The following is a 22,835-nucleotide window of genomic DNA, read 5'->3' as shown; positions in this document are numbered from 1 at the left end:
CAACCCATGACCCCAACCCATCGCCGCCCCGGCTACTGGCTGCAACTGGCGCTCACACTGGCAGTCTGCGCCTTCATGACCGTGCCGGTCGTGCTCTCCGTGCTGGCTGGCCTGACCAACAATATCTTCATCGGCCTGGAAAGCGGCCTGACCACGCGCTGGCTCGCGGAAGTCTGGTCGCTCTATCGCAATACCATCTTCCTGTCGCTGCTGATCGCGCTGGCCTGCCTTGCCTGCACGCTGGTGCTGGGCGTGCCGGCCGCGTACTACATGGCGCTGCGGCGCAACCGCATCACCCGGCTGATCGAGGAACTGCTGATGCTGCCCGTGGCCGTTCCGGGCCTCGCGACCGCGCTTGGCCTGATCCTGCTCTACGGCACCTGGCAGGCCCTGCGCACGAGCTGGCTGTTTATCCTGATCGGCCATGTGCTGTTCACCCTGCCCTTTATGGTGCGTTCGGTGCTGGCCATCCTTGCCGCCATCGATATCCGCACGCTCGAAGACGCGGCGGCCAGCCTTGGCGCCAGCCGCCTGCAGCGTTTCTTTACCGTGGTGCTGCCCAATTGCCGCCAGGGCATCCTGGCCGGCGCGCTCATGGTGGTCACGCTGTCGGTGGGCGAATTCAACCTCACCTGGATGCTGCACACGCCCACCACCCAGACGTTGCCTGTGGGCCTGGCCGACAGCTATGCCTCGATGCGGCTGGAGATCGGCTCGGCCTACACCATCGTCTTCTTCGTCATGATCATTCCGCTGCTGGTGCTGATGCAGGCGCTCAGCGCGCTGGGCGCGCGTTCCCGCAAGTACGTTCCCGAAGCGGTGCCCGCCCCTGCTGTTGCCGCCACGCCGGCCAACCCTCATACCGAGACCCGTCATGCATGAACCCACCACCATCAGGCTGCGCGATTGCGGCAAGACGTTTGCCGACGGCACGCTGGCGCTGCAGCCGCTGGATCTCGACATCGGCGCCGCGGAAACCGTGGTACTGCTAGGCCCGTCCGGCTGCGGCAAAACCACCACGCTGCGCATCATCGCCGGGCTGGAGTATCCCGATGCAGGCGGCGAAGTCTGGTTCGGCGATACCTGCGTGACCGCGCTGCCGATCGAGCAGCGCGGCGTGGGCATGGTGTTCCAGAGCTACGCGCTGTTCCCCAATATGACCGTCTCCGAGAACATCGGCTACGGGCTGCGCGTGCGGCGCGTGGACGCCGCCACGCGCCGCACGCGGGTCGCCGACATGCTCGCGATGATGCATCTCGAACCCTTCGCCGACCGCCGCGTGGACCAGCTCTCGGGCGGCCAGCGCCAGCGCGTGGCGCTGGCACGCGCCATTGCCGTGCAGCCGCGCGTGCTACTGCTGGACGAGCCGCTGACCGCGCTCGACGCCAAGCTGCGCGACGCCCTGCGCGCCGACATCAACCAGTTGCTGCGCAACCTGGGCATCACCGCCGTCTATGTCACGCATGACCAGGCCGAGGCCATGGCGCTGGGCGACCGCATCATCGTAATGGACAAGGGCCGCATCGCCCAGACGGGCACGCCGCAGGATATCTACCGCGCCCCGGCCAATGCCTTCGTGGCGGATTTCATCGGCACCATGAACCGCCTGCCCGCCGCTGCCGAGAACGGCGCCTGGCGCGTGCCTGGCGGCGTCGTGCCCCGGACGCACGAATCCGCGCCGGCGCAGCGCGCCGACCTGATGTTCCGCCCCGAAGACGTGGCGCTGGTGCACATGGACAACGCCCATCTGCACGGTAGCGTGGTCACGGCCCTGTTCCTGGGCAACTGCACGCGCCTGCTGGTGGAAGTCGGCGCCGCCGCGCCGCTCATCGTCGACACCACGCGCCGCGACAACTGGCACGCCGGAGACCGCGTCGGCCTGCGCATCGACACCGGCCACCTCATCACACTTCCCGAAGCCCTGGCAGCATGAACACCGCCCCCTACCTGGTCGCCCACATCACCGACCTCCACATCAAGGCCGGCGGCAAGCTGTCGTACCGGCTGGTTGACACCGCCGGCGCGCTGCACCGCTGCATCGACGCCCTGCTGGCAGCCCCGCAACAACCCGACGCAGTGATTGTCACCGGCGACCTGGTCGACTTCGGCGCCGAAAGCGAATACCAGTTCCTGCGCCAGATCCTGCAGCGGCTACCCATGCCCGTGCGGCTGCTGCCGGGGAATCACGACAGCCGCGGCGCGCTACGCCGGGTCTTTGCCGATCACGACTACCTGTTTGCCACCGGCAGCGGCGAAGACCCGGTGCACTACAGCATCGACGCGGGCCCGCTGCGGCTGGTGGCCTTCGACTGCACCGTGCCGGGCCAGCCCGGCGGGCACGTCGATCCCGGCGCGCTGCCATGGCTGGAAGCCGCACTGTCTGCCGACCCGGCCCGCCCCACCCTGCTGTTGCTGCACCATCCGCCGTTCTTTACCGGCATCGGCCACATGGACGAGCAGGGCCTGGCCAACGCCGACGCGCTCGAAGCCATCGTGCGCCGCCACCCGCAAGTGGAACGCGTGCTGTGCGGCCATCTGCATCGGCACATCACGCGCCGCTTCGGTGGCACGGTCGCGATCACCGCGCCCGGGCCGGCGCACCAGGTGGCGCTGGACCTGGACCCGCAGGCGCCCTCGTGCTTTCGCATGGAGCCGCCGGGCTACCTGCTGCACTGGTGGCATCCGGCACACGGACTCGTGACGCATGCGGCAGCGATCGGGGACTATGGGGCAGCGCATCCGTTCTTTGACGCGCAGGGCAAGCTGATCGACTAGCGGTGACGCTCTGGCAGGTTGTTCGTAAGCGCCAGGTGATGGCCTTGCAAAAGTACACGAATGGCGAAGCCATGCGTCGCAACCGCTTGCGCCATGTCCCAGCTTGCAGGTGGAGTCATCCGCGATGATTCCACCGCGGAGACTCCTCACCGAGGTGGTTTGCTGCTTTGCAGATCCGCTATTGCCAAACGGAGAATCAACGACGCATGATCGCCACGATCGAATCGACGCGGGTTCTGTCACAGGCCATTGCGATGCCATCTGCAAACACCGGTTGCGCCAGCCGTGTCAGCACATCACCCGGAGGCGCCTCCACCACCAGCCTGGCGCCATTGGCTCGGGCCAGCAGCATGGCTTCATGCCAGCGCACCGGCGTCGCCATGTTCTGCGCGAGATCCTCAGCGATCTTGCGTGGATCGCGCAGTTCGCGCGCCTTGCTCGCACTGAAGTAGCGCAACGTAGGCGCCGACATCGCCACCCCCTGCATGGCTTCGCCCAGGGAGCGCGCGGCGTCTGCCAGCAGCGGACAGTGCGACGGGACGTGGATGGCGACCGGCCTGGCGGCCTGCGCGCCAGCCGCTAGCGCCAGCGTCGACACTTCCGCCAGCGCCGACAGCTTGCCCGCGATCACAATCTGCGTGGGGGCGTTGAAATTGGCCAGGTACACCGGCTGCTGCGGCGTGCAGACCTGCGCCACCAGCGGTTCGAGCCGGTTCCGGTCCAGGCCGAGGATCGCCGTCATGCCATAGCCATGCGGAAAGGCCTGCGCCATCAACTCCCCGCGCAAGCGCACTAGTCGCAACGCATCGGCAAAGGCCAGCACACCTGCGGTCACCGCCGCCGCATAGGCGCCGATGGAGAGGCCGGCCACCGCGTCGGCGCGGGCGTCATGCGCGACCAGGCAGCGCGCCATGGCCACGCCTGCCGTCAGCAGGCAAAGCTGGGTCCATACCGTGGACTGCAGGCGTGTCGGCGTATCCATCTCCGCCGCCGGCACCTGCAGCACGTCTTGCGCCTCGGCCAGCACCGCGGCCACCGCGGGATGCGCGGGCAGGTCCTTCAGCATGCCGGGCCGCTGCGCGCCCTGGCCGGGGAAAGTAAGCAGGACATTCATGCCGTGGGTTGCCAGGGATCGTCGCACAGCCGCGGGCCGTGATCCGTCTTCAGCAGCACCCTGCCGCCGCTGCGCAGGCGTTCCAGCAGCGAGAAGCCACCAAACGGGGTCGCGACCTGTATATCGAGCCTGGCCGGCGCGGCGCGCTGCAGCTCGGCCAGCAGGTCCAGATGCGGGGCCGGGAGCGGTTGTGCGGCCTGCACGACGAGGTCAAGGTCGCTGTCGGCACGCAGCACGTTGTGCAGACAGGCGAGCGAGAAGCCGGCGCTGCCAGTCACGCCCCACCGGATACCGGCGGCGTCGAGCCAGTCGGCGATGGCCTCGAGCGCGAGGATTGCCGGCAGGGTCGCCAGCTCCGGCCGCCGCCAGGCACGCTGCGCGGCCAGGTCCATCGGCGTGACGATCTTGCGGATCGCCGCGGGCGTGATCCAGGTGCCGAAGCGTTCCGCGCGCGTACCGCCGCGCAAGCCGACGGGGACTGCGCCAGGCCGGCGGCCGTCGCGCCGCACGACCAGCGGGATCTCGCGCAGCGCTGGCAGGCAGACCCATTCCGGCAAGCCGTCGCGGCCCAGGTCGCTGGCCGGATCGCCCAGCCAGACCAGGTCGTGTGGCGCGGGCGTCGCAGTGTTCAGGCTTGCCATTGCCGCGACAGGCAGTCACGCACTGCAGCCGACGCCTTGCGGTTTGCGCCCGCCAGCCGGCCGGACAGTCCGTGGGTCGGGTCGCGTCGGATCTCCGCCAGCGCGGAAAGGATGGTGTCGCGCGCCAGGTGCACATCGGCCGGCACCGGGGCGCTGGCCGACTCGACGTCGATCAGCCGCCACAGGATGCCCAGCGTGGCGAAGTTTTCGATGTCGTAGGCCATCGGCGGCACCGTCGACGCCAGCGCCTCGAGGTCCTCGACTGTGCGCATGGTGACCCTGGCGGCGGCCTCCTTGCCCATCGCATGCACCAGCACGCCCTCGTCATTGAGCGCGATGATGCGGTTGGCCTGGTAGCCGTGCGCGAGGAAGGCTCCCGACATGGCACGCCCGACGATCAGCGCCACCACCGGATGGCCGGCCAGCCGCGCCTCGGCATAGGCAGCGACAGCGCCAGCCAGCGCCTGGTGGATGCCGAGCGCTTCTTCGCGCCGGCCGTACGCCTGGCTGGGGGTATCGACGATCGCCACGATGGCGCGCCTGACCGGCAATTCGCGGTCCGCTTCGATCGCTTCGCGCACCGCGCGCGCCAGCGACCAGCCTTCGAGCAGACCGGCCTCGCCATGACGTGCCCGCGGAAAGCGGCTGTCGGCGTCAGGCACCAGGGCGATCCAGCGAACCGCGGTCCCCGCCAGTTCGCCGTCGGCAACCAGCACTGAGTCTGGCAGACCCGGCTGGACCTGCGCCGCGGGCGCCAGTGCCTGCAGCCAGCGTTCACCACGGCTGGGTTCGCGCGCGATAGCGGTTTGGGTTGGTGAGTTCATGCGTCGGTCCCCCGTTGCAACAACGCCTGCACATCAGCCGGCGTGGGCTGCGCACTGGCGTCGTACGCCTGCAGTGCGGCCAGATATTGGGCGTATTGCTCACTGCGATAGCTTCCCTCGACCGGGCCGCGCAACAGTTCTGCGACCTGCCTGCGCATCGCGTCGCAATCGTCATCGACATACGCATCGGCGAAGCCGGTGGCAACGCGCTGCGTGCCGCCGGTAAAGCTCCAGATAAAGGGCCGGTCACGCGAGTCGTACTCGGCGATGCCCGCCTCCTGCTCGATCACGGCCGGGCCGTTCAGGCCGAGGCGCCCTTCCTGCGTCATCACCAGCGCGGTACACAGGCCCGCGGCAATCGACATGCCGCCGAAGCAGCCCACCTGCCCGGCGATCACGCCGACTACCGGCTGGTAGCGGCGCAGGTCGACGATGGCCGCATGGATCTCGGCAATCGCGGCCAGGCCGAGATTGGCTTCTTGCAGGCGCACGCCGCCGGTTTCCAGCAGCAGCACTGCGCGCGTCGGTTCGCCGCGGCGGTTGTCCTCGGCGGCCAGCTCGAGTGCGCCGGCAATCTTGGCGCCGCCGACTTCGCCCATGCTGCCCCCCTGGAAGGCGCCTTCGATGGCCAGCACCACCACCGGCATCCCGTCGATGCGCCCCTTGGCGACCACCACGCCGTCATCGCTCTGCGGCACCACACCCTGGGGCGGCAGCCATGGCGACTGCAGGCCGTCGAACGGGCCCGCCAGTTCGCGGAAGGTGCCCGGGTCCAGCAGCGCACGCGCGCGCTCGCGTGCCCCCAGTTCGATAAAGCTGTTGCGCGCCAGCAGTTCCGCCGTGTTCATGCGCCCTCTCCTGGTTGCGGGTCGCCCAGCACCTCGAAGGCCTCCGCCAGGCGCATGCCGACCACGCCCGGCGTGGCGCCAAAATCGTGGATGCGGATCTGCATCGACGCGCGCGGCTCGGCGGCAAAGACGCGCGCGAGCTGCGCATCCCAGACACGGCCATAGCCATTGACCGAGGTGGTGACCTCAACCGTGGTCACGCCGCCGCTGCCGGGCTCGACCAGAACCTCGAGGTCGCCCGACCCCACCACGCCCACCAGCACGCGCGCCCTGGCAGGCTGCCCCGCCGGAAATTCAAATCGTAGTTGTTCCATCAAAGTCCCCTGAATTGTTGCCCATCGAGTCCTGCGACAGCCGGTCGAGGAAGATCGTCGCGGCCAGCAAGTCCGCCGCGCCGCCCGGCGAGGCGCGCTGCGCCAGCATGCCGGTGTCCAGGTTGCGCAGCTGCCGCCGTCCCACCACCGTGCCCGCGCCACCGGCGGCGAGCACCGCCTTGGCGCCGGCCTGCATGTAGTCCAGGCCCTTGCGCCCCGACCTCGCCAGCACGCAGGTATCGTCCAGCTCGCTCATCAACGCCAGCAGCGCATTGAGACGTGCCGTGGATTCGGTGTCGCCGCGCGCGCGGCTGCGTTGCAGGGCCGGCAGCGCCAGCCGCATCACGTGCGGGAACCCTGCCCGTGCCTGGGCCCGCGCACCGCCAACGCCGTACGCCAGGCAGGCGAGTTCGCCCTTGTTGCCGGTAACCACCGGCCGGTGGCGGTCGGGCAGCGCGGCGATGGCACCCGCCGTGGCACTGATCGCCGCGGCACTGGCGCGCTGCCCGGCCGCGCCGAGCTGTCCCGCGGCGCCGACCAGCAAGCCGATGCACCAGATCGCGCCGCGATGCGTATTGACACCGCCGGTGGCGGACAGCATCACCGCCTCGGCCTCGCGGCCGAGCGCGCCCAGTTGCTCGCGCAGCCCATATCCGACGCGCGGCGCCTGCAGGCCGGCATCGGCCATGGCCGCGAACGACGGGCCCAGCGACTGCGCCGAGCGCAGCATCAGCGGCAATGTCAGGTCGGCATGTGCGCCGCTGCCACGGCTGTCGACCAGGCCAGGCTTGGGCGACAGCCGTGCTTCTTCCACGATCGCGCTGACCGCAAGGCCAGCGAGTGCCTGGGCGCGGGGAGCGGCCACCGGCTGGTGCCGGTGCTGCGCCGGCGTGTGCGGGATCCTTGCTGCTGCGCTCGCCATTACCAGCTCCGGAAGCGGGCGGGCGGCGCGTACAGCCCGCCGGACCAGTCCACCAGTTCGGCCATGCTCTTGGCCGCCAGCAAGCTGCGCGTGGCCTGGCTGCGCTGCACGCCCAGGTCTTCGGGCAGCGCGATGAGGCCGTCGCTGCGCATCCGGCGCGTCGTGGCGGGGTCATGCGTCATGCCGATCGGCGTGACGCCCGCCACTGCGGCAATCATCCGGCGCCGCTCTTCCAGCGATTGCGCCTTGTACAGGTAGGCGATGCCTTCCTCGGTCAGCACGTGGGTAACGTCGTCGCCGTAGATCATCACCGGGGCGAGCGGCATGCCGCTTTCGCGCGCGACGTCGACCGCGTCCATCGATTCCACGAAGGTGGGCTTGCCGCCCGCCTGGAAGGTCTCGACCATCTGCACCACCAGCTTGCGGCCGCGCGCGAGCGGATCGTCGGTTTCGATCAGGTCAAGCCAGGCTGGCGTCGGGTGCCGCCGCCCGCCGGGCTGGTGGCCCATGTTGGGCGCGCCGCCAAAGCCCGACAGCCGCCCGCGCGTCACGGTGGACGAGTGGCCGTCGCCGTCGATCTGCAAGGTCGAGCCGATGAAGAGGTCCACCGCATACTGGCCGGCAAGCTGGCAGAAGGCCCGGTTGGAACGCATCGAACCGTCCGCACCTGTGAAGAAGACATCCGGGCGCGCGGCGACATAGGCCTCCATGCCCAGTTCGCTGCCAAAGCTGTGCACGCTCTCGACCCAGCCGGTCTCGATAGCGGGGATCAGCGTCGGGTGCGGGTTGAGCGTCCAGTACTTGCAGATCTTGCCCTTCAGCCCCAGCGACTCGCCGTAGGTGGGCAGGATCAGCTCGATGGCCGCGGTGTTGAAGCCGATGCCATGGTTGAGCGACTGCACCTGGTGGCGCTCGTAGATGCCCCGGATCGCCATCATTGCCATCAGCACGTGGACCGGCTTGATCAGGCGGGGGTCGCGGGTAAACAGTGGCTCGCAGAAGAATGGCTTGTCGGCCTGCACCACGTAGTCGATCCAGGAGCCGGGCACGTCCACGCGCGGCAGGCCGGCGGGGTTGTCGACGATCTCGTTGACTTGCGCAATGACCAGCCCGTCGCGGAAGGCCGCGGCCTCTACCAGTGCCGGCGTGTCCTCGGTGCTGGGGCCAGTGTAGAGATTGCCCTCGCGATCGGCCTTGTAGCCGGCGATCAGGACGACGTTGGGGACCAGGTCCACATACAGCCGCGCATAAAGCTCGATATAGGTGTGGATCGCGCCCACTTCGAGCTGGCCGTCCTCCAGGAACTGCGAGATGCGGATGCTCTGCGCGCCGGCGTACGAGAAATCCAGCTTGCGCGCGATGCCACGCTCGAACAGGTCCAGGTGTTCCACCCGGCTGACGCTCGGGATGATCATGTGGAGTGCATTCACACGCGCGGGATCGACCTGTGCCAGCGAGCGCGACAGAAAGTCGGCCTGTTTCTGGTTGTTGCCCTCCAGCACCACGCGGTCGCCCGAAAGCAGCACTGCCTCCAGGAAGGGCACAATATCGCTGGTCGGCACCAGCTTGCCCTGGGCAATGGCGGCGGCGTTCTGCTTGCGGCGCGCCTTGGCTTCCCTGCGGGTGTTCCATTGGCGGCCTGTGCTGGTGGTGGTCATCGCATCTCCGGGCTGACGTCTGTCTGATGTGCCCACCTTAAAACAGGCGGTGCCCACCGAACAATCACGTTGGGCGGAGAACCATTACGCTGGCCGGAAGCAAGGCCTGAAGCGCGGCCGGACCCAGCCTCGGCGTCTTATGGCTCCGCGTCGCGCATGGCCATGCGGCACACCGCGGCCAGCGCCAGCAGGTTGGGATCGCGCTCGCGCCGGCGCAGGAAGCTCAGGCCGATGGTCTGCTTGATGTCGTATTCGCCGGCCAGTGGCACGAACGCCACGTTGCGCGAATACACTCCTTTTACCCGCCCTGGCAGAAGCGTGTAGCCGATGCCACCGCCCACCAGGTTCATCAGTGAAAAGATATCGCCGACTTTCATCACCACATTTGGCGTGAATTGGGCAATACGGAAGGCCTCGACAAAGCCGTGATAGGTGACGAAGCCCTCGCTCAACGCCACGAACGGCTCGTCGCGGCAGGCTCGCAGGTCGACCGCCGGCATGGAGGCGTAGGGCGAGTCGGCAGGCGCCGCAAAGAAGATATCGTCCTCGAACAGCGGGATCGACTCGATCTCCGGGTCGGGCTCGGGCACGGCCATCAAGGTGGCATCGATAGAGCCCTGCTTGAGTTTGTGCAGAAGGTCCGCATTGGAGCCCAGCACCAGTTCAGTCTGCAATTCCGGGCGCCGCAGCTTCAGCCCGATCACGATCCTGGGCACGGTCTGGACCGTCAGCGAGTAGAGCGAGCCGATCTTGAGCTGGTCGGCCGAAAAGCCGGCGGCCTCGCGCGTGGCGCGGATGCCGTCGGCCATGGCCTTGAGCACTTCTCTTGCCGTATCCGCCAGCACATAGGCCGCATCGGTCGGGATCAGGTTGCGGCCCTCATGCCGGAACAGCGCGCAGCTCGTGCCCTCTTCCAGCGAGTGCAGCGCACGGTGCACGCTGACCGTGCTGGTGTCCAGGATCTCGGCCGCCTTGGCCAGGTTGCCGGATTCCATGAACGCCAGCAGGGCTTCGAGTTTGCGGAAGGTGATCTCTTCGCCAATGCGGATTCTCATGGTTCTGGGCTCGGGTGTGGGGGCGGCCTCCCATCTTAGCCGCGTGGCGGCCAGTTCGCATGATTAGCAGGCTTGGCCGAGCCATCGCGACCGGAACTCAGAGCACGACAAAGATAAACCACAGCACAACCGGCGCGGTCACGGTCACCAGCGCCCCATAGATCATCAGCTTGCGGAAGAAAGCCTGCCGGTCCACGCCCTGGGCGTTGGCCAGTACCAGCGCACCATTGGTCGAAAACGGGCTTACGTCCACGATCGTCGAGGACACCGCCATCGCCGCGATAAAGCCGATCGCGCTGACGTCGGAGCCTTGCTGCAGGAACGGCACGGCAAGCGGGATCAGCGAGCCCAGCACCGCGGTCGACGAGGCAAACGCCGACACCACCGCACCCACAAAGCACAGCAGCAGCGCCGCCATCAGCGGCGAGGTCAGGTGGGCCACGCTATGGCCGACGAAATCGATCGTGCCCATCTTGTCCATCACGCCCACAAAGGTGCTGACGCCGACGATCAGCATGATCTCGGGCCACGACACCTGGCCCAGCGCGCGCTTCTGCAGCTCCGGTGCCATCAGCGTGAGCACCAGCGCGATGGTCAGCGAAACGAAGCCGATATCGAGCTTGAAGTAGAGCGTGAGGACGGCCAGTGCCACCAGGCCGGCCACGGTCAGGTACTGGTAGAGTCCGGCCGGCGCCGCGGCGGTGCCGGCGGCATCGCCCTCGAGCATCGATCCGCGGTCGCGCGCCCTCGTCTTCCGCTCTTCCATGCCGGCCTCGGCCTCGGCATCGCCATAGATCTGCGCGCCCTGTGCCGGCACGGCGTGGGCGCCGAAGGGATGGCCCATGGCCAGCACACCGTCGGCGACCGCCTGCGGCGCCACCGCCGGCGCCGCTTGCCGCATCAGGCGCAGGCCGCCGAATGCGACGAACAGTCCCGCGGCCACGGCAAGGTTGACACCCAGGCTGGCAAAGGCCGTCGCCATCTCGTTCAGCGGCAGCCCCGCCTTCTGCACGATCTTGTTGGTGATGCCGCCATAGATGCTGATCGGCGAGAAGCCGCCGCCCTGGGCACCGTGGATCACCATCAGGCCCATCAGCAGCGGGTTGATGCCGTAGCGCGCGGCGAACCCCAGCGCGATCGGCGCGATGATTGCGACCGCTGCCGGGCTGACCGCGCCGACCGAGGTCAGCACCGCCGCGATCATGAACATGATCCACGGGATCGCCGCGATCCGGCCGCCCACGGCGCGTACCGCAAGCCTCACCAGCCAGTCGATGGTGCCATTGTTCTGCGTCACTGCGAACAGGTATGTGATGCCGACCAGCGTCAGGAACAGGTCGGCGGGGAATCCGGCCAGGATAACCTTGGCCGGCATGGCGGCAACCAGCGTGCCGACCAGGAATGCGCCGACAAAGGCCAGCGCGCCCATGTTGATGGGCAGGACCGTGGCGATGACGAACATCAGCCCCAGGACAGAAATGGAAATCAGGTGTTGCGACATAGCGGCTCCGTCGCGGCAGGCGCGCCGGGGCGCCCATCGCTTGGTAGGAATGACGTGGGATTGGTTCTCGGCGGGAACTGCCGAAGGTGATGCGCCGCTACGGCAAGGTGTGGAAGGGGTAGGCCGTCACATGCGTCTCCTTGGTGGATATGGCCTCGCTTGAATACTTCAAGTCGGCGCCATTTTTGAGTCTTGCTTTTGAGCCAAGAATAAGGTGGCGGACAATGAGCATCAATTAAGGTGCGGGGGCAATCCTTACGGAGACCGGAATAGCATCGGGAGGGCGAGTCGGGCAAAAGCCCTGTGCAAACGCAGAGGTGAAAGCTGCTGCGGGTCGAGCCACGAGGTGTGGTGAACCCAGGCGACGACGTGACGTGCGAGCGGACTGTCGAGAACGACCAATGGATTTAAGGCGGTCCCCCGCGTATGCGGGGGTGAGGAACCACACTGGGTCATCAAGCCGCGAATTTGCTCGATCACGCTTGCGACCTCATTCGCGCGGGCCTCTTCAATCTGGGCTCACTTTACCCGCCGGCGATCCACGCGACATGAGGGACGGAGTTTTGCCAGGCTGGTGGTGAATAGTGGGCCTCCCGTGAGTTGAACACGGCACCAACGGATTATGAGTCCGCTGCGCTAACCAGGCATGAGCTAGAGGCCCAATTGGAAGGGGTAAAGCCGTCAGCACAAGGTTCGTCGGCCTCAGCTTTTCTCAGCAGTACCCCCATCTTGCATCAATCGGCTGGTTGGCGACATCGCGTTACCTGCCGAGGCAAGGATCACGCCGACGCTTCAGGCGACGCTACAGCCGGAACCACTTTCTTCGCCGAAGCCCGTTTTTTCGTCACGGATTTCACTGCGACCGCCTTCGGGCCTGCTTTCGCGGCGACCTTGCCCTTAGTAGCGGGCGCGGCCTTTTTCGCGACTGCTTTCGTTACGGCAGCTTTATTGCCCGTCGCCTTCTTGGCGCCTGCAGCCTTGGCCTTCTTTGCCAAGAGCTTGTCCTTTGCGGCTTGCTTTTCAAAGCGGGCCGCGGCCTTTGCGGCTTCCGCTGCCTGGGCAACCTCGCGCTTTGCCGCTTCAATTGCCTTCTTCGTGTCGGCGCGCAGCTTCAGCAAGCGCTTCTTCGCTGCCTGTGCCTCGCGGGCAAGCACGCTGGCCTTTTTCGTCGGCACGGCCACCTTCTTTGCGGCAGGTTTGCCCTTGGCAGTTGCACTTACCCGTGTCGTTTTAGTTGTTGCGACCATGTTTGGTTATTCATAGTTGTGAGTGAAGCGCGGAGTATAACCGCACGAGTGGCGTTACATAATACGTTTCCCCCAAATGGCAAAGCACCGAACATTGCAATGCGATTTGACTACCCCCCTGTCGATCGGGACTCGGTTGCCTGACGGCAGGGTTGCGTCATATCGGGGCAAGGCCAAGTCATGGCGCATTTTCCCGCGCCTGGACAACGGAGCAGGCCCAGACCAACCGCCCCGTTGCCCTGCCCTGCTCAGGACAAGCATTCCCCGCTGTCGCGCGCATCGCTGCGCGCACCGTCGGTGAAGCCATCGCGCGAGCTGATGCGGGCGCCATCGGTGTAAGGGTCAGGCTTGCGCATGCCGTCCAGGTACGGATCAAAGCCACGGACCGCGCACACGGACCTGCCCTGATACGCGACCACGGGCAGCATGGTGGCCTCGGTGGACGGACTGTGCGCGCCATCGGTAAAGGCGTCGCGCTGGCCGCTGTGTCCCGGCGCGGCGACGATCAGCCCATCGGTATAGGCACCGGCGTGGGCGGTCTGGCTGAGCCCGGCGGCAAGTGCGGCAGCGGCAAGCAGGGTCTTGGCAAGAGTCTTATGCATTGCTATCTCCAACAGGGTGTCGGCGGCGTTGCCGCGACGGCACTCCTCGTGCAGGCGATCAGCTACGGAACGGTACGGCCCGCACGGGATCGCCTCTGCCGTGCAAGCCGTTGCCTGGCGTGAACCGGCTGCCATCCGACGTGGCAGCGGCGTCGCGCCGGACTTCTGGAAAGGGGTACCTGCGCCCCATGTCGCAAGCGTGGTGCGTCAGGCGGGCCTGATGTTCTGATTCACGCGGAACAGGTTGGCCGGGTCGTATTTGCGCTTGATCTCCGCCAGCCGCGCATAGTTGTCGCGATAGGACGCCTTCACGTTGTCATTGCCCTCGTCCATCATCATGTTGATGTAGCCGCCGCCAGCAGAGTGCGGATGCAGGGCCAGCCAGTAGTCCTTCGCCCACTGCACGATGCGATCGTTGTTGGCCGGGTCGGGATCCACGCCGACAATCACGCTGGCAAAGTTGGCATCGCGGTAGCTGAAGGCCGTGTCGTCGCAGCCGGCGCGATGCGCTGCACCATTGATCGGATACAGGTGCATGGTCGAGTGCATCGACGGCAACTGCTGCGCGTACTTGATGTGCAGATCGATGGCCTTGTCGCTCAGGTCGCTGACGAAGTCGGCTTTCCAGTACCACTGCAAGCCCGCCGGATACAGTCCGTCGAACAGGCCCTGCAGGACAGGCCAGGGTATTGGCCCGGCAAAGTCCACCGCCGGCGGCATGGCCTCGCGAATCGGACGGAAATGCGTTTCGGCCTGGTCGAGCGGGCCGGTGTAGCACCACACCACTGCGCACATCTTCTGCAGGTGAACTTCCTCCGGGAAGGGCGCTGCGGGCGGCACCGTGACGAAACCGAACCAGCCATTGATGTCCTGCGGCGCGCTCAGGATGAAGTCGCGCCACCATTTCATCAGCTCGCGGGCCTGCTCCATCGGCCACAGCATCGGGCCGCCATAGACCGTGGCTACGGGATGAGCCTTGAACTCGAACGACGTCACCACGCCGAAGTTGCCACCGCCGCCGCGCAACGCCCAGAACAGGTCGGCGTTTTCGTCCTCGCTTGCTGTGACGATGCGCCCGTCGGCCAGAACGACCTCGGCGCTGAGCAGATTGTCGATCGTCAGGCCGTAGGCGCGGCTGAGGTAGCCGATGCCGCCGCCGAGCGTCAGTCCGCCCACGCCGGTGGTCGAGATGAAGCCACTCGGCGTCGCCAGCCCGTAGGCACTGGCGGCGTGATCCACATCGCCCCAGGTGCAGCCACCGCCAACCCGCAGTGTCTTGCGTCCGGCATCGACAAACACGCCCTTCATGGTCGACAGGTCGATCACCAGTCCACCATCGCATGTGCCGAGCCCGGCGCCATTGTGCGCGCCGCCACGCACGGCCAGCAGCATCCCGCCGTCGCGCGCGGCGTTCACCGCCGCGATGACGTCCGCAACATCGACGCAGCGCGCGATGATCGCAGGTCGCTTGTCGATCATTCCGTTGTAGACGGCACGCGCCTGGTCGTAAGCCGCGTCGCCCGGCTGAATCAGTTGTCCCCGAAAATGCGCCTTGAGTGCGGTTGCGACGGGTTCGCTCAATGAAGCTTCCATGGTTGCCTCCTGTCCGGTTGGTATGCAGGAGTTTTAGCAACCTCGGCGTTTTGAAAGCGTTAGGTGAACCGTTACAAAGGGATTCTGCCTCCCGATCGGCGCGCAGTGGTCGAGCCGAAGCTAACGCGCGAGTAACGCCCGCGCCTTGACGATGTCGGGCTGATCGAAGCCCTCGGTGAATCGCGCAAGCGGCGCCTCGACCACCTCATGCGCATTGCCGCGCCCCTGCGAGGTTCGCAGCGTTGTCAACGACAGGGTGGCACGCAGCTCAAGCGGTAGCGCGTGCTGGGCTGTGGCGATCTCGATCGCCTTGATCAGCGATGACTCGGCTTCGGCGAGGTTGGCGCTGCTGCGTAGCAGCAATTCACCGCGCAGACCGTACAGCTCGGCGTCCACCCAGTGCTCGCCAGTGCGCCCGGCGCATTCGAGCGCCTGGCCCAAAGCCGCCAACGCAGCCTCGGTCTCTCCTACGTCGCCCTGGCATTCAGCGAGCATGGCCAGATACAGCGGCAGACGCAGGCGTGCGCCCGTTGCGTGAAAGCCCTCGATCGCCCCCTGCACCGCCACCACGGCGTCGGCGCCGGGCGCCTGTTTCGCGTTCGCCCAGGCGAGCAGTATGCCGGCCCAGGCAAGGTAGTAGCCTACGTGGTACTGTTCGGCGATCTCGTGTGCCTGGCGGGCATAGTGCAGCGTGAGACCGTGCTCATGTCGCAGCGCATGCTGCGTCGCGAGATATGACAGCGCGAGCGCCTGGGAGAACGGGTGTGCTACCCGGTTCGCCACCTCCAGCGCTTCGCGTCCACGCTGAAGGGCCTGATCGGCAAGCCCCCTGAACCACAATGCGTGCGCCGACCACGCGGCGGCCAGCACGCCGAAGTTACCGCCCATCAGGGACGCATGCTCGGCGTGCTGGGCCTCGTCATAAGCGCGGTGCGCGCGTTGATACGCGGGCTCGGCAGCCATCCAGTCGCCTTGCTGGACCAGACTACCCATGACGCTGGTCCATGCCATCACCGAGTAAGTACCGGAGCCCAGCGGCCCCAATCCCGCAATCAGTTCCTCGCTCAGGCTACGTGCCTGTGCAAGTTCCGCCCTCACTACCAGGAAAAATGAAAGGCTGACCTGGGCGCGTGCTTGCTGACTGGCGTCACCCGCCAGCCGGCTCAGTTCCACCGCGCGTCGCAGCGGCGCCTCCAGTTCGGGGGCCGCCCAGCCTCGGGCGATGCGAATCGGTGGCGCCAGGTCGAGTTGCAGGGCCAGCGATTGACTGGCGCGCTCCTGCGGATCGGCAATCCGGTCCGCTTGCACCAGCCCGCGCGTCAGCAATGCAATGGCATCGTCATAGGCATACACACTCTGCGCAACGCCGGCCGCGCGCCGATAGAACGCCGCCGCCTGGGCTGGCAGGCCCGCCCGCTCATAGTGCGAGGCGATCTGCGCGCTTGCCGCGTCGGGCGCATCGCCTGACGCCTGCTCGAGCGCTCGCGCCACGCGCAAATGCAGGCGGCGGCGCTGTAGCGGACTCACGTCGGCGTATGCCACGTCGCGGATCTTGTCATGGCTGAAGTCAAACGCCAGGCCGCCACCGTCGGTCTGGCGCACGATGCGCCGCTGCCACAACTCGTCCAGCGCGCCTGCCAGGGCATCCTCGCCGAGGTCGCCTGCCTGGGCGAGGATGTCGGTCGTGAACGCCCGTCCAATGATTGCAGCAACCCCGACGATTTCGCGGGCGCCCGGAGGAAGCTGTGCCAGCCGGTTCGAAATGATGGTGTAAACCTTGGGCGGCAACTTCGACGCCATGCCGCCCTGTGCGTCCCCGACCGGCATGGTGTCGGAGCGGGCCCGCATCATTTCGACCGCAAACAGCGGGTTACCCTCGCTCTCTTCGAACAGCCGGGTTGCCTCCGTGTCGGCCAGCGGCCGGTCCAGGATCTGGGCCGCTATCTTTGCCGTTTCGGCGGCGTCCAGTGTCCCCAATGAGATCTCGATGAACTGGTCGTCGCGGCGTAGTGCGTCCAGCAGCCGGTTCGCCGCGTGCAGCGGCATGATTTCCTCGGGGCGCGCCGTTGCGACCACCATAAGCCTTGCCGCCGCGTCGAAACGCATCAGGAAGCGCAGCCATTCGAGCGTCTCGCCGTCGCACCATTGCAGGTCGTCGAGCAGCAGTAGCAGCGGCCCGCCTTGTGCAAGCACCGCTCGCGCAAGCGCCTCGAAAAACCGTTGGCGTTGCCAGTATTCGGTAAGAGGCGACGGCGGCGACAGTCCGGATTGCTGCGTGAGGAATTCCGGCAACAGGCGCGTGACCTCGGTCAGCCACAGTTTGTCGAGCTTGCCGATCGCACCACTCAGGGCAGGGCTGCGCAGCCAGCCAGTCACCGGTGCAAACGCGAGCCGTCCCTCGGCCGCATAGGCGCGCGAATGCGCCACGGTGATGCCTTGCTCGGCCAGATGGACCAGCAGTTCCTCCGCCAGGCGCGATTTGCCGATGCCGGCTTCGCCCAGGATCAGGACAAACTGCTTGTCGCCCAGCTGGGTACGCTGCCAGACTTCAAGCAGCCGGCGCCATTCGCCATGCCGGCCAATCATTGGCAGCATCGCATCCCGAGGGCGTTGGCGCTGCATTGACGCAGCCTGCGCAGCCAACCGCGCATAGGCCTCGCGCATGGGGTCGCCGGGCAGGACGCCCAATTCGCGCGCGAGCGTTTCCACACAGCTACGATAGGCGCGCATGGCCGATGCGTGATCGTGGTTCAGCGCGTGCAGGCGCATCAGCGCCAGGCAGGTGGGTTCGCGGCACGGGTCGAGCCGCTGCAACTGCAGTGTGTACTTCAACGCCTTTGCATAGTCGCGCCGGTCTTCACTCAGTTGACCGAGGCGCGCGAGCGCCGTGATGCACTGTTCGCGCAACCTTTCGCGCTCAGGGTGGATCCACTCGTCATAGCAGTTGGCCAGCAGGTCACCGCGATAGAGATCGGCGGCATGCGTCAGCAGCGCTTCTTCAGCGCCTGCGTCGCCGTGCCTCGAGGCCCTGGCCGCAGCCGCAAGCGCGGACTGGAACTGCGCTACATCGAGGTCAAGCGGCGAATCGGGCAGCCATCGCACCGTTTGCGCATCGGCATGGACAAACTGATCTGCCTCCGGCCAGGTCTTGCGCAGCTGAAACAGCAGTTGGCGCAGGGCATTGCGCGCCTGCGCCTGCGAGGAATCAGGCCAGAACAGTACGGCGAGCTGCTGCCGCGTCTGCGGTGCGTCGCGATGCAGGACAAGGCAGGCGAGCAGCGCCTGCAAGCGGGGGGAGTTTGCGTTAAACAGGGGCGCGCCAGCGCCGTCGAGCTGGAACTCGCCAAACAAACGGACGGAGAAGCGGGCCTGCGAAGTCATGCTGGAGCGCAATGCGGCACAATGCGATGGGGAGCTCCTGTAGGCAGCGTGCGGTGCGCACTGCGCTAGCGCTCGTGCGGGAACTCTCCAACACGCAAGCCCGCGCGAGCGCAATTCATGACTATACTCGCGTTGGCGCGTCCCATCCGGCCAACATCGACGAGCAGTCACTCCCTTTCCCGCTAGGTCCTAGCCGAAGACCTCGGATGCGTCCGTCATCAGTCTAAGCCCATGGGCTCGGATTCGCTCCTGGGCACGCCGGGCAAAGACTGATGCATCCAGGTTTGACCCGAGCTTCCGTACGCCGTGGGAGACTCGCCGAAAAATGAAATCAACTTCGTTTTCGGTGAAGTCGCCGTAGGCAAGGTATGCCCTCAGCATCTGGTTAAGGTAGGCATCACACTCACTTCGCTGCAATACGAGTGCGCTTGCCAGCAGAGACCGCGAGTGCCACCGCAGCCACCGGCGTCTCCAGTGCTTGTAGTCGTCCTTTACCAATTGACCCCTCCATTGCCCGGCGGCACTTTTCTTTACGCTGCCCGCAATCACCAACGAGTAGGGAGCACGCGGCGCGCTATTTGAAAATCATCATAGCGTGACGGAAATAGCAGGGCAATCGGCTTTCCTCTGGAGAAGGTCCCACCAAAGAGGGGGTGTGGCGAGAATCTTGCGGTTGAGGGAAATCGTGTGGATCGCCGAGCGAAGCGGCGGGCGGGCACTCCGACCGGCCGCTCCCAATTACCCGGGCCGGGCCTCAAGTCAAAGATTGAGGCGCTGGAAATACCCGGTCAGTTCGAGGTAGCCCCGTCCGACCGCCTTGCCTCCCCGCAACGCCGTCACCGCGCCCTCCCAATAGACCGCGCCGGTGCTCGCGCGGCTATCGAGTTCCTGATCATCCATCAGCGGTACCAGTTCGAGCGCAAGATCGCCTGCCCTCAACCGCATGGCAACCGGATAGCTCGTGCCGGTATGAGGCGAGCGCCAACGGCGTGCCGGCATGAAATTGACCTCTTCGGGAGCCAGTACCTGGACGCGACCGTCGCTGCCGCGCAGCGTGCCGCCTCCCCAGAACTTGCGCCCCGCCTTGTCCCGGATCTGGAAGGCCATCAACGCGCCGCCGTCATCGAGGTTGAGGCCGAGCCAGTCCCAGCCGACGGCCTCGTCGGCCAGCAAGGTCGACGACCATTCGTGATCCAGCCAGGCGCTGCCGTGCACGGTTTCCTGCAGGCTGCGCCGCTCCAGGGTGCCGCTCACCTTGAGCCCCGGCTGGCTGTAGTAATAGCTCGCCTGGGCCGCCAGCGGGCCCTTGCGGCTGTATCCCCGTTCGCCCTGCAGCAGCAACCGTTGGGTTGGCTCCATTGTCAGATCGAGGGTGAAATCCCGCGCGGGAAATCTGGCTCGGTAGCGCCCCGTGGTCTCTCGGCGCAGCGACCAGTTGCCGATGTACACATCGGTATCGGCAGTATCGGCAAGCGCCAGGCCGAAGCCGCTGCGCGCCGCACGCTGGTCGTGCTGGAGCTTGCCGGCCACGGGATCGCTCAGTGCGACATTGGCGAACAGCAGTTGCTGCGGCGCGAAGCGGCTTGGATTGGCCTGGTCAAACTGCGGGCGCGAGCGGAAGAACGTAACCTGGAAGCCGAGCGGCGCTCCTGCCTGCGTCTGCAGCCAGCCGGTGGCATACCACCATTCGGTGCGATAGTCGGGGTGCGCGCCGTGGTCGCGCGGGAAGGCCAGGGTTCGGCCTGCGGCGACTGGCGGATAAGCGGGCGCTGCGCCCAGCGCCGCGGCCGCCACGCCGGAACCCGGCAACAACAGCAGGAATGAGCGCCTCTTCACCAATCCTCCAGAACCGCGCGCACGGCGCTACGCGACATCGCCTGCCGCCCGCTCGCCAGCGCAGCCAGCGAGGCCGCCGCCACCACCGCGCTTGCCACCTGGGCCAGGAATACCCAAGGCACATGCAAGCTCATGGTCCAGTGGAACGACTGCGGATTGACAACGTGAACCAGGATGACCGCGATGACCCATCCCAGCGCAAGACCGGCTACCACGCCAAGCAGAGCGAGTAACGCGCCCTCCAGTGCCAGCATCGCGCCGATCTGCCAACGCATGAAGCCGAGATGCCGCAGCATGCCGAATTCGCGCGCGCGCGCCAGGGCCTGCGCGCTGAAACTGGCGCCGATGCCGAATAGCCCGATCACGACCGCTATGCCCTCCAGCAGGTAGGTCACTGCGAAGCTGCGGTCGAAGATTTTCAGGGTGATGGCGCGAATCTCGCCAGGCTCGGAGAATGTAATGTGTTCACCGCCGGCGACGCGCTGGCGCAGACTCTCCTTGACCTGCGCCGGGCCCGTGCCCTGCTCCAGCCACAGGGCGACGTCAGTGACACGCAGCTCGTCCGTGAGCCGCCGATAATCGTCCTGGCTGATCACCACCGTACCGTGCTGGCGTGCGTAATCGCGCCACACGCCGCCCACCAGGAAGGCGACGGGCCGGCCCTGCAGCGGCAGCGTAATACGTTGCCCCGGGCGGAAGCCATAGAGGTCGACCATCGCCTCGCTGACCCATACCGCCGGCGGATCACCCGGCTGCGCCGCGACGGGCGCAGCCGTCAGCGGCAGCCGCGCGCCCGGATTGCGCGGGTCGATCGGCCGGGCAATGACCGTGACGGGGGGACGCTCGGGATCAAGCAGGATCTGGTTCGAACGTAGAAACTCGGCACGCGCAACGCCACGGAGGCTGGCGATGGCCGCCTGGTCGTCAAGCGAGAAATACGCGCTATCGCCGCTTGACGAAGCACGCAGATAGAGATCGGCCGGCAGGACATTGTGCAGCCAATCGTCCACCGAGATGCGGAAGCTTGACACCATGATCGCCATCGCGGCCATCAGGCTAAAGCTGGCGACAATGCCGGCCAGGGCGATGGCGGCGCGGCCCGGTGCGCCGGCGAGCTGGGTCAGGGCAAGCTGCGGCACAGCCTGTCGCAAAGAGGGCAGCAAGCCGAACACAAGATGCGCCAGCCGTGGCATCAGCAGGATGGCGCCCACCAACAGAAGCGCGATCGCTGCATAACCGAAGACCGGCAGATCCGCCACCGGCCGCAGTGGCGTCAGCCCGAGCCCGGCTGCCATCGCAGCAAGCCCGGTCCACGGCGAGCGTAGCCGCTTGAGCGGCGTCTCCTCATCGCCCACCTTGAGCGCCTGCGCCGGCCGCGCGCGGGCGGCCTCCCATGCCGGTGCGAGACTGCCGAGCACCGCCGCCGACAGGCCGAGCGCGAAGAAGATCAGCGCTGCCGGCGCGTCGAAGCGGACCCTGGGCTTTACACCGTCAAAGTAGCCACCGCCCAGATCGCCGCCCGCGTACCCGAGCACCGCGGCGGCGAGGACGAAGCCAAGCGCCAGTCCGAGCATCGCGCCGAGCGTGCCTTGCGCCGCGCCTTCCGCCAGCAGCAGTCGCAGCAGACCACCGCGTGTCACCCCGAGGGCGCGCAACAGTGCAAGCTGCGAGCGCCGCCGCAGCACCGATACAGCCTGCATCGTGAACACCAGGAAGGCGCCTGTGAACAGCGCCACCAGCGCAAGCACGTTCAGGTTCACCCGATAGGCGCGCGACAGGTTGGAAGTCCGGCGCGCGTTGTCCTGCGGCGAACCCGCCACCACCCCTGGCGGCAGCAGCGCGGCCAGCGCTTGCGCAAAGTTGCCGGTGTCCACTCCCGGCCTGAGCTTGACGTCGATCCGCTGCAGCAGGCCAAGCCGGTCGAGGCGCCACTGCGCTGCTCCGATATCCATCACGCCCAGGCGCAGGCCCTCGCCCGCCGCCGGCAGCGTGCCGGCAATACGCAGCGTAAGCGCGGTCAGCCCGACTTGTACGGTGAGCGGGTCCCCGGGCTTGAGATCGAGCCAGCTCAGCGCCGCCGGCGAAAGGAACACGGCGTCGGGATCGAGAACGTCGAGCTTGCCCGCGCGCTCCTCGGCGGGCCGCCCGATCAGATTGGGTGTCACAGGCGCCGCCCGGAACACATCGATGCCAAACAGCGTCAGCGCACCGGTGCGCCCCGGCACCAGCGCATTGACTTCCACCACGGGGCTGGCCGCCGCCACCTCCGGCAGGCCCGCGATGCGCGGATAGAGCGATTCGTCGAAGCCCATGCGCGGCCCGCGGATCTCCAGATCGGCATTCCCCATCAGGGAGCGCACCGCCTGGGAAAACTCCGCCAGTGCAGCGTGGTTGACCAGATGCACGCCATAGCCCATTGCCACACCGATGGCCACGGCAAGGATGCCGATGATGGCGCGTCCGGGATGGGCGCGCAATTCGCCCGGGAGTAGCGCAAGGCCGAGTGAGCGCGGCGTTCGCATGG

General features: G+C 66.8%; 18 protein-coding genes and 1 tRNA gene. 3 read left to right on the top strand and 16 right to left on the bottom strand.

Annotated elements, in window-relative coordinates:
* Window positions 1-6: 6 nt before the first annotated feature.
* From AC3WVS_RS00255 to AC3WVS_RS00245, 3 genes are read left to right on the top strand one after another with little or no spacing between them, the layout of a single operon-like run.
* Window positions 7-882 carry an ABC transporter permease gene (locus tag AC3WVS_RS00255; RefSeq protein WP_492316862.1) on the top strand — a complete coding sequence of 292 codons (876 nt, stop codon included), beginning with the start codon at window positions 7-9 and terminating at the stop codon, window positions 880-882.
* Window positions 875-1,933, top strand: a complete 1,059-nt coding sequence (locus AC3WVS_RS00250) for an ABC transporter ATP-binding protein (RefSeq protein ID WP_492316861.1) — start codon at window positions 875-877, stop codon at window positions 1,931-1,933. Before AC3WVS_RS00255 ends, AC3WVS_RS00250 begins: the two co-directional genes overlap by 8 nt.
* Window positions 1,930-2,775, top strand: a complete 846-nt coding sequence (locus AC3WVS_RS00245) for a phosphodiesterase (RefSeq protein ID WP_492316860.1) — start codon at window positions 1,930-1,932, stop codon at window positions 2,773-2,775. The genes AC3WVS_RS00250 and AC3WVS_RS00245 overlap by 4 nt, the downstream gene beginning before the upstream one ends.
* 196 nt (window positions 2,776-2,971) lie before the next feature.
* On the opposite strand, the gene mdcH is transcribed toward AC3WVS_RS00245, so the two are convergent.
* The 16 genes from mdcH to AC3WVS_RS00165 form a co-directional block, all read right to left on the bottom strand.
* Window positions 2,972-3,889, bottom strand: coding sequence for a malonate decarboxylase subunit epsilon (gene mdcH / locus AC3WVS_RS00240; protein ID WP_492316859.1), 918 nt, complete (start codon window positions 3,887-3,889; stop codon window positions 2,972-2,974).
* Window positions 3,886-4,530 carry a malonate decarboxylase holo-ACP synthase gene (locus tag AC3WVS_RS00235; protein ID WP_492316858.1) on the bottom strand — a complete coding sequence of 215 codons (645 nt, stop codon included), beginning with the start codon at window positions 4,528-4,530 and terminating at the stop codon, window positions 3,886-3,888. The genes mdcH and AC3WVS_RS00235 overlap by 4 nt, the downstream gene beginning before the upstream one ends.
* Window positions 4,518-5,354: a biotin-independent malonate decarboxylase subunit gamma gene (mdcE, locus tag AC3WVS_RS00230; protein WP_492316857.1), complete on the bottom strand. Its 837-nt coding sequence runs from the start codon at window positions 5,352-5,354 to the stop codon at window positions 4,518-4,520. Before mdcE ends, AC3WVS_RS00235 begins: the two co-directional genes overlap by 13 nt.
* Window positions 5,351-6,202, bottom strand: a complete 852-nt coding sequence (locus AC3WVS_RS00225) for a biotin-independent malonate decarboxylase subunit beta (protein WP_492316856.1) — start codon at window positions 6,200-6,202, stop codon at window positions 5,351-5,353. Before AC3WVS_RS00225 ends, mdcE begins: the two co-directional genes overlap by 4 nt.
* A complete protein-coding gene (locus AC3WVS_RS00220; RefSeq protein ID WP_492316855.1) occupies window positions 6,199-6,516 on the bottom strand; it encodes a malonate decarboxylase subunit delta in 318 nt (105 codons plus the stop codon). The genes AC3WVS_RS00225 and AC3WVS_RS00220 overlap by 4 nt, the downstream gene beginning before the upstream one ends.
* The gene (locus AC3WVS_RS00215; RefSeq protein WP_492316854.1) at window positions 6,497-7,438 is read right to left on the bottom strand and encodes a triphosphoribosyl-dephospho-CoA synthase; all 942 of its coding nucleotides are present in this window, start codon (window positions 7,436-7,438) and stop codon (window positions 6,497-6,499) included. The genes AC3WVS_RS00220 and AC3WVS_RS00215 overlap by 20 nt, the downstream gene beginning before the upstream one ends.
* The gene (mdcA, locus tag AC3WVS_RS00210) at window positions 7,438-9,096 is read right to left on the bottom strand and encodes a malonate decarboxylase subunit alpha (protein ID WP_492316853.1); all 1,659 of its coding nucleotides are present in this window, start codon (window positions 9,094-9,096) and stop codon (window positions 7,438-7,440) included. Before mdcA ends, AC3WVS_RS00215 begins: the two co-directional genes overlap by 1 nt.
* 137 nt (window positions 9,097-9,233) lie before the next feature.
* Window positions 9,234-10,151, bottom strand: a complete 918-nt coding sequence (locus tag AC3WVS_RS00205; protein WP_492316852.1) for a LysR family transcriptional regulator — start codon at window positions 10,149-10,151, stop codon at window positions 9,234-9,236.
* Window positions 10,152-10,248: 97 nt separating this feature from the next.
* Window positions 10,249-11,652 (bottom strand): SLC13 family permease, encoded by a 1,404-nt coding sequence (locus AC3WVS_RS00200; RefSeq protein ID WP_492316851.1) that lies wholly within the window; start codon window positions 11,650-11,652, stop codon window positions 10,249-10,251.
* Between the two features lie 585 nt (window positions 11,653-12,237).
* Window positions 12,238-12,313: transfer RNA gene (locus AC3WVS_RS00195), tRNA-Ile, on the bottom strand.
* Window positions 12,314-12,431: 118 nt separating this feature from the next.
* The gene (locus tag AC3WVS_RS00190; RefSeq protein ID WP_492316850.1) at window positions 12,432-12,899 is read right to left on the bottom strand and encodes a fumarate hydratase; all 468 of its coding nucleotides are present in this window, start codon (window positions 12,897-12,899) and stop codon (window positions 12,432-12,434) included.
* Between the two features lie 248 nt (window positions 12,900-13,147).
* Window positions 13,148-13,501: a hypothetical protein gene (locus tag AC3WVS_RS00185; RefSeq protein ID WP_492316849.1), complete on the bottom strand. Its 354-nt coding sequence runs from the start codon at window positions 13,499-13,501 to the stop codon at window positions 13,148-13,150.
* A gap of 207 nt (window positions 13,502-13,708) precedes the next feature.
* The gene (locus tag AC3WVS_RS00180; RefSeq protein ID WP_492316848.1) at window positions 13,709-15,094 is read right to left on the bottom strand and encodes an FAD-binding oxidoreductase; all 1,386 of its coding nucleotides are present in this window, start codon (window positions 15,092-15,094) and stop codon (window positions 13,709-13,711) included.
* 120 nt (window positions 15,095-15,214) lie between these two features.
* Window positions 15,215-18,475: an AfsR/SARP family transcriptional regulator gene (locus AC3WVS_RS00175; RefSeq protein ID WP_492316847.1), complete on the bottom strand. Its 3,261-nt coding sequence runs from the start codon at window positions 18,473-18,475 to the stop codon at window positions 15,215-15,217.
* A 759-nt stretch (window positions 18,476-19,234) separates the two neighbouring features.
* Window positions 19,235-20,311 carry a lipocalin-like domain-containing protein gene (locus AC3WVS_RS00170; protein WP_492316846.1) on the bottom strand — a complete coding sequence of 359 codons (1,077 nt, stop codon included), beginning with the start codon at window positions 20,309-20,311 and terminating at the stop codon, window positions 19,235-19,237.
* On the bottom strand, window positions 20,308-22,833 hold the full coding sequence (locus tag AC3WVS_RS00165) for an FtsX-like permease family protein (RefSeq protein WP_492316845.1): 2,526 nt from the start codon (window positions 22,831-22,833) through the stop codon (window positions 20,308-20,310). Before AC3WVS_RS00165 ends, AC3WVS_RS00170 begins: the two co-directional genes overlap by 4 nt.
* Between the last annotated feature and the right edge of the window lie 2 nt (window positions 22,834-22,835).

The organism is Cupriavidus sp. CPT47-8839-RL05A (genome assembly GCF_058792255.1).
This window is presented reverse-complemented; position numbering and strand designations above follow the sequence as displayed.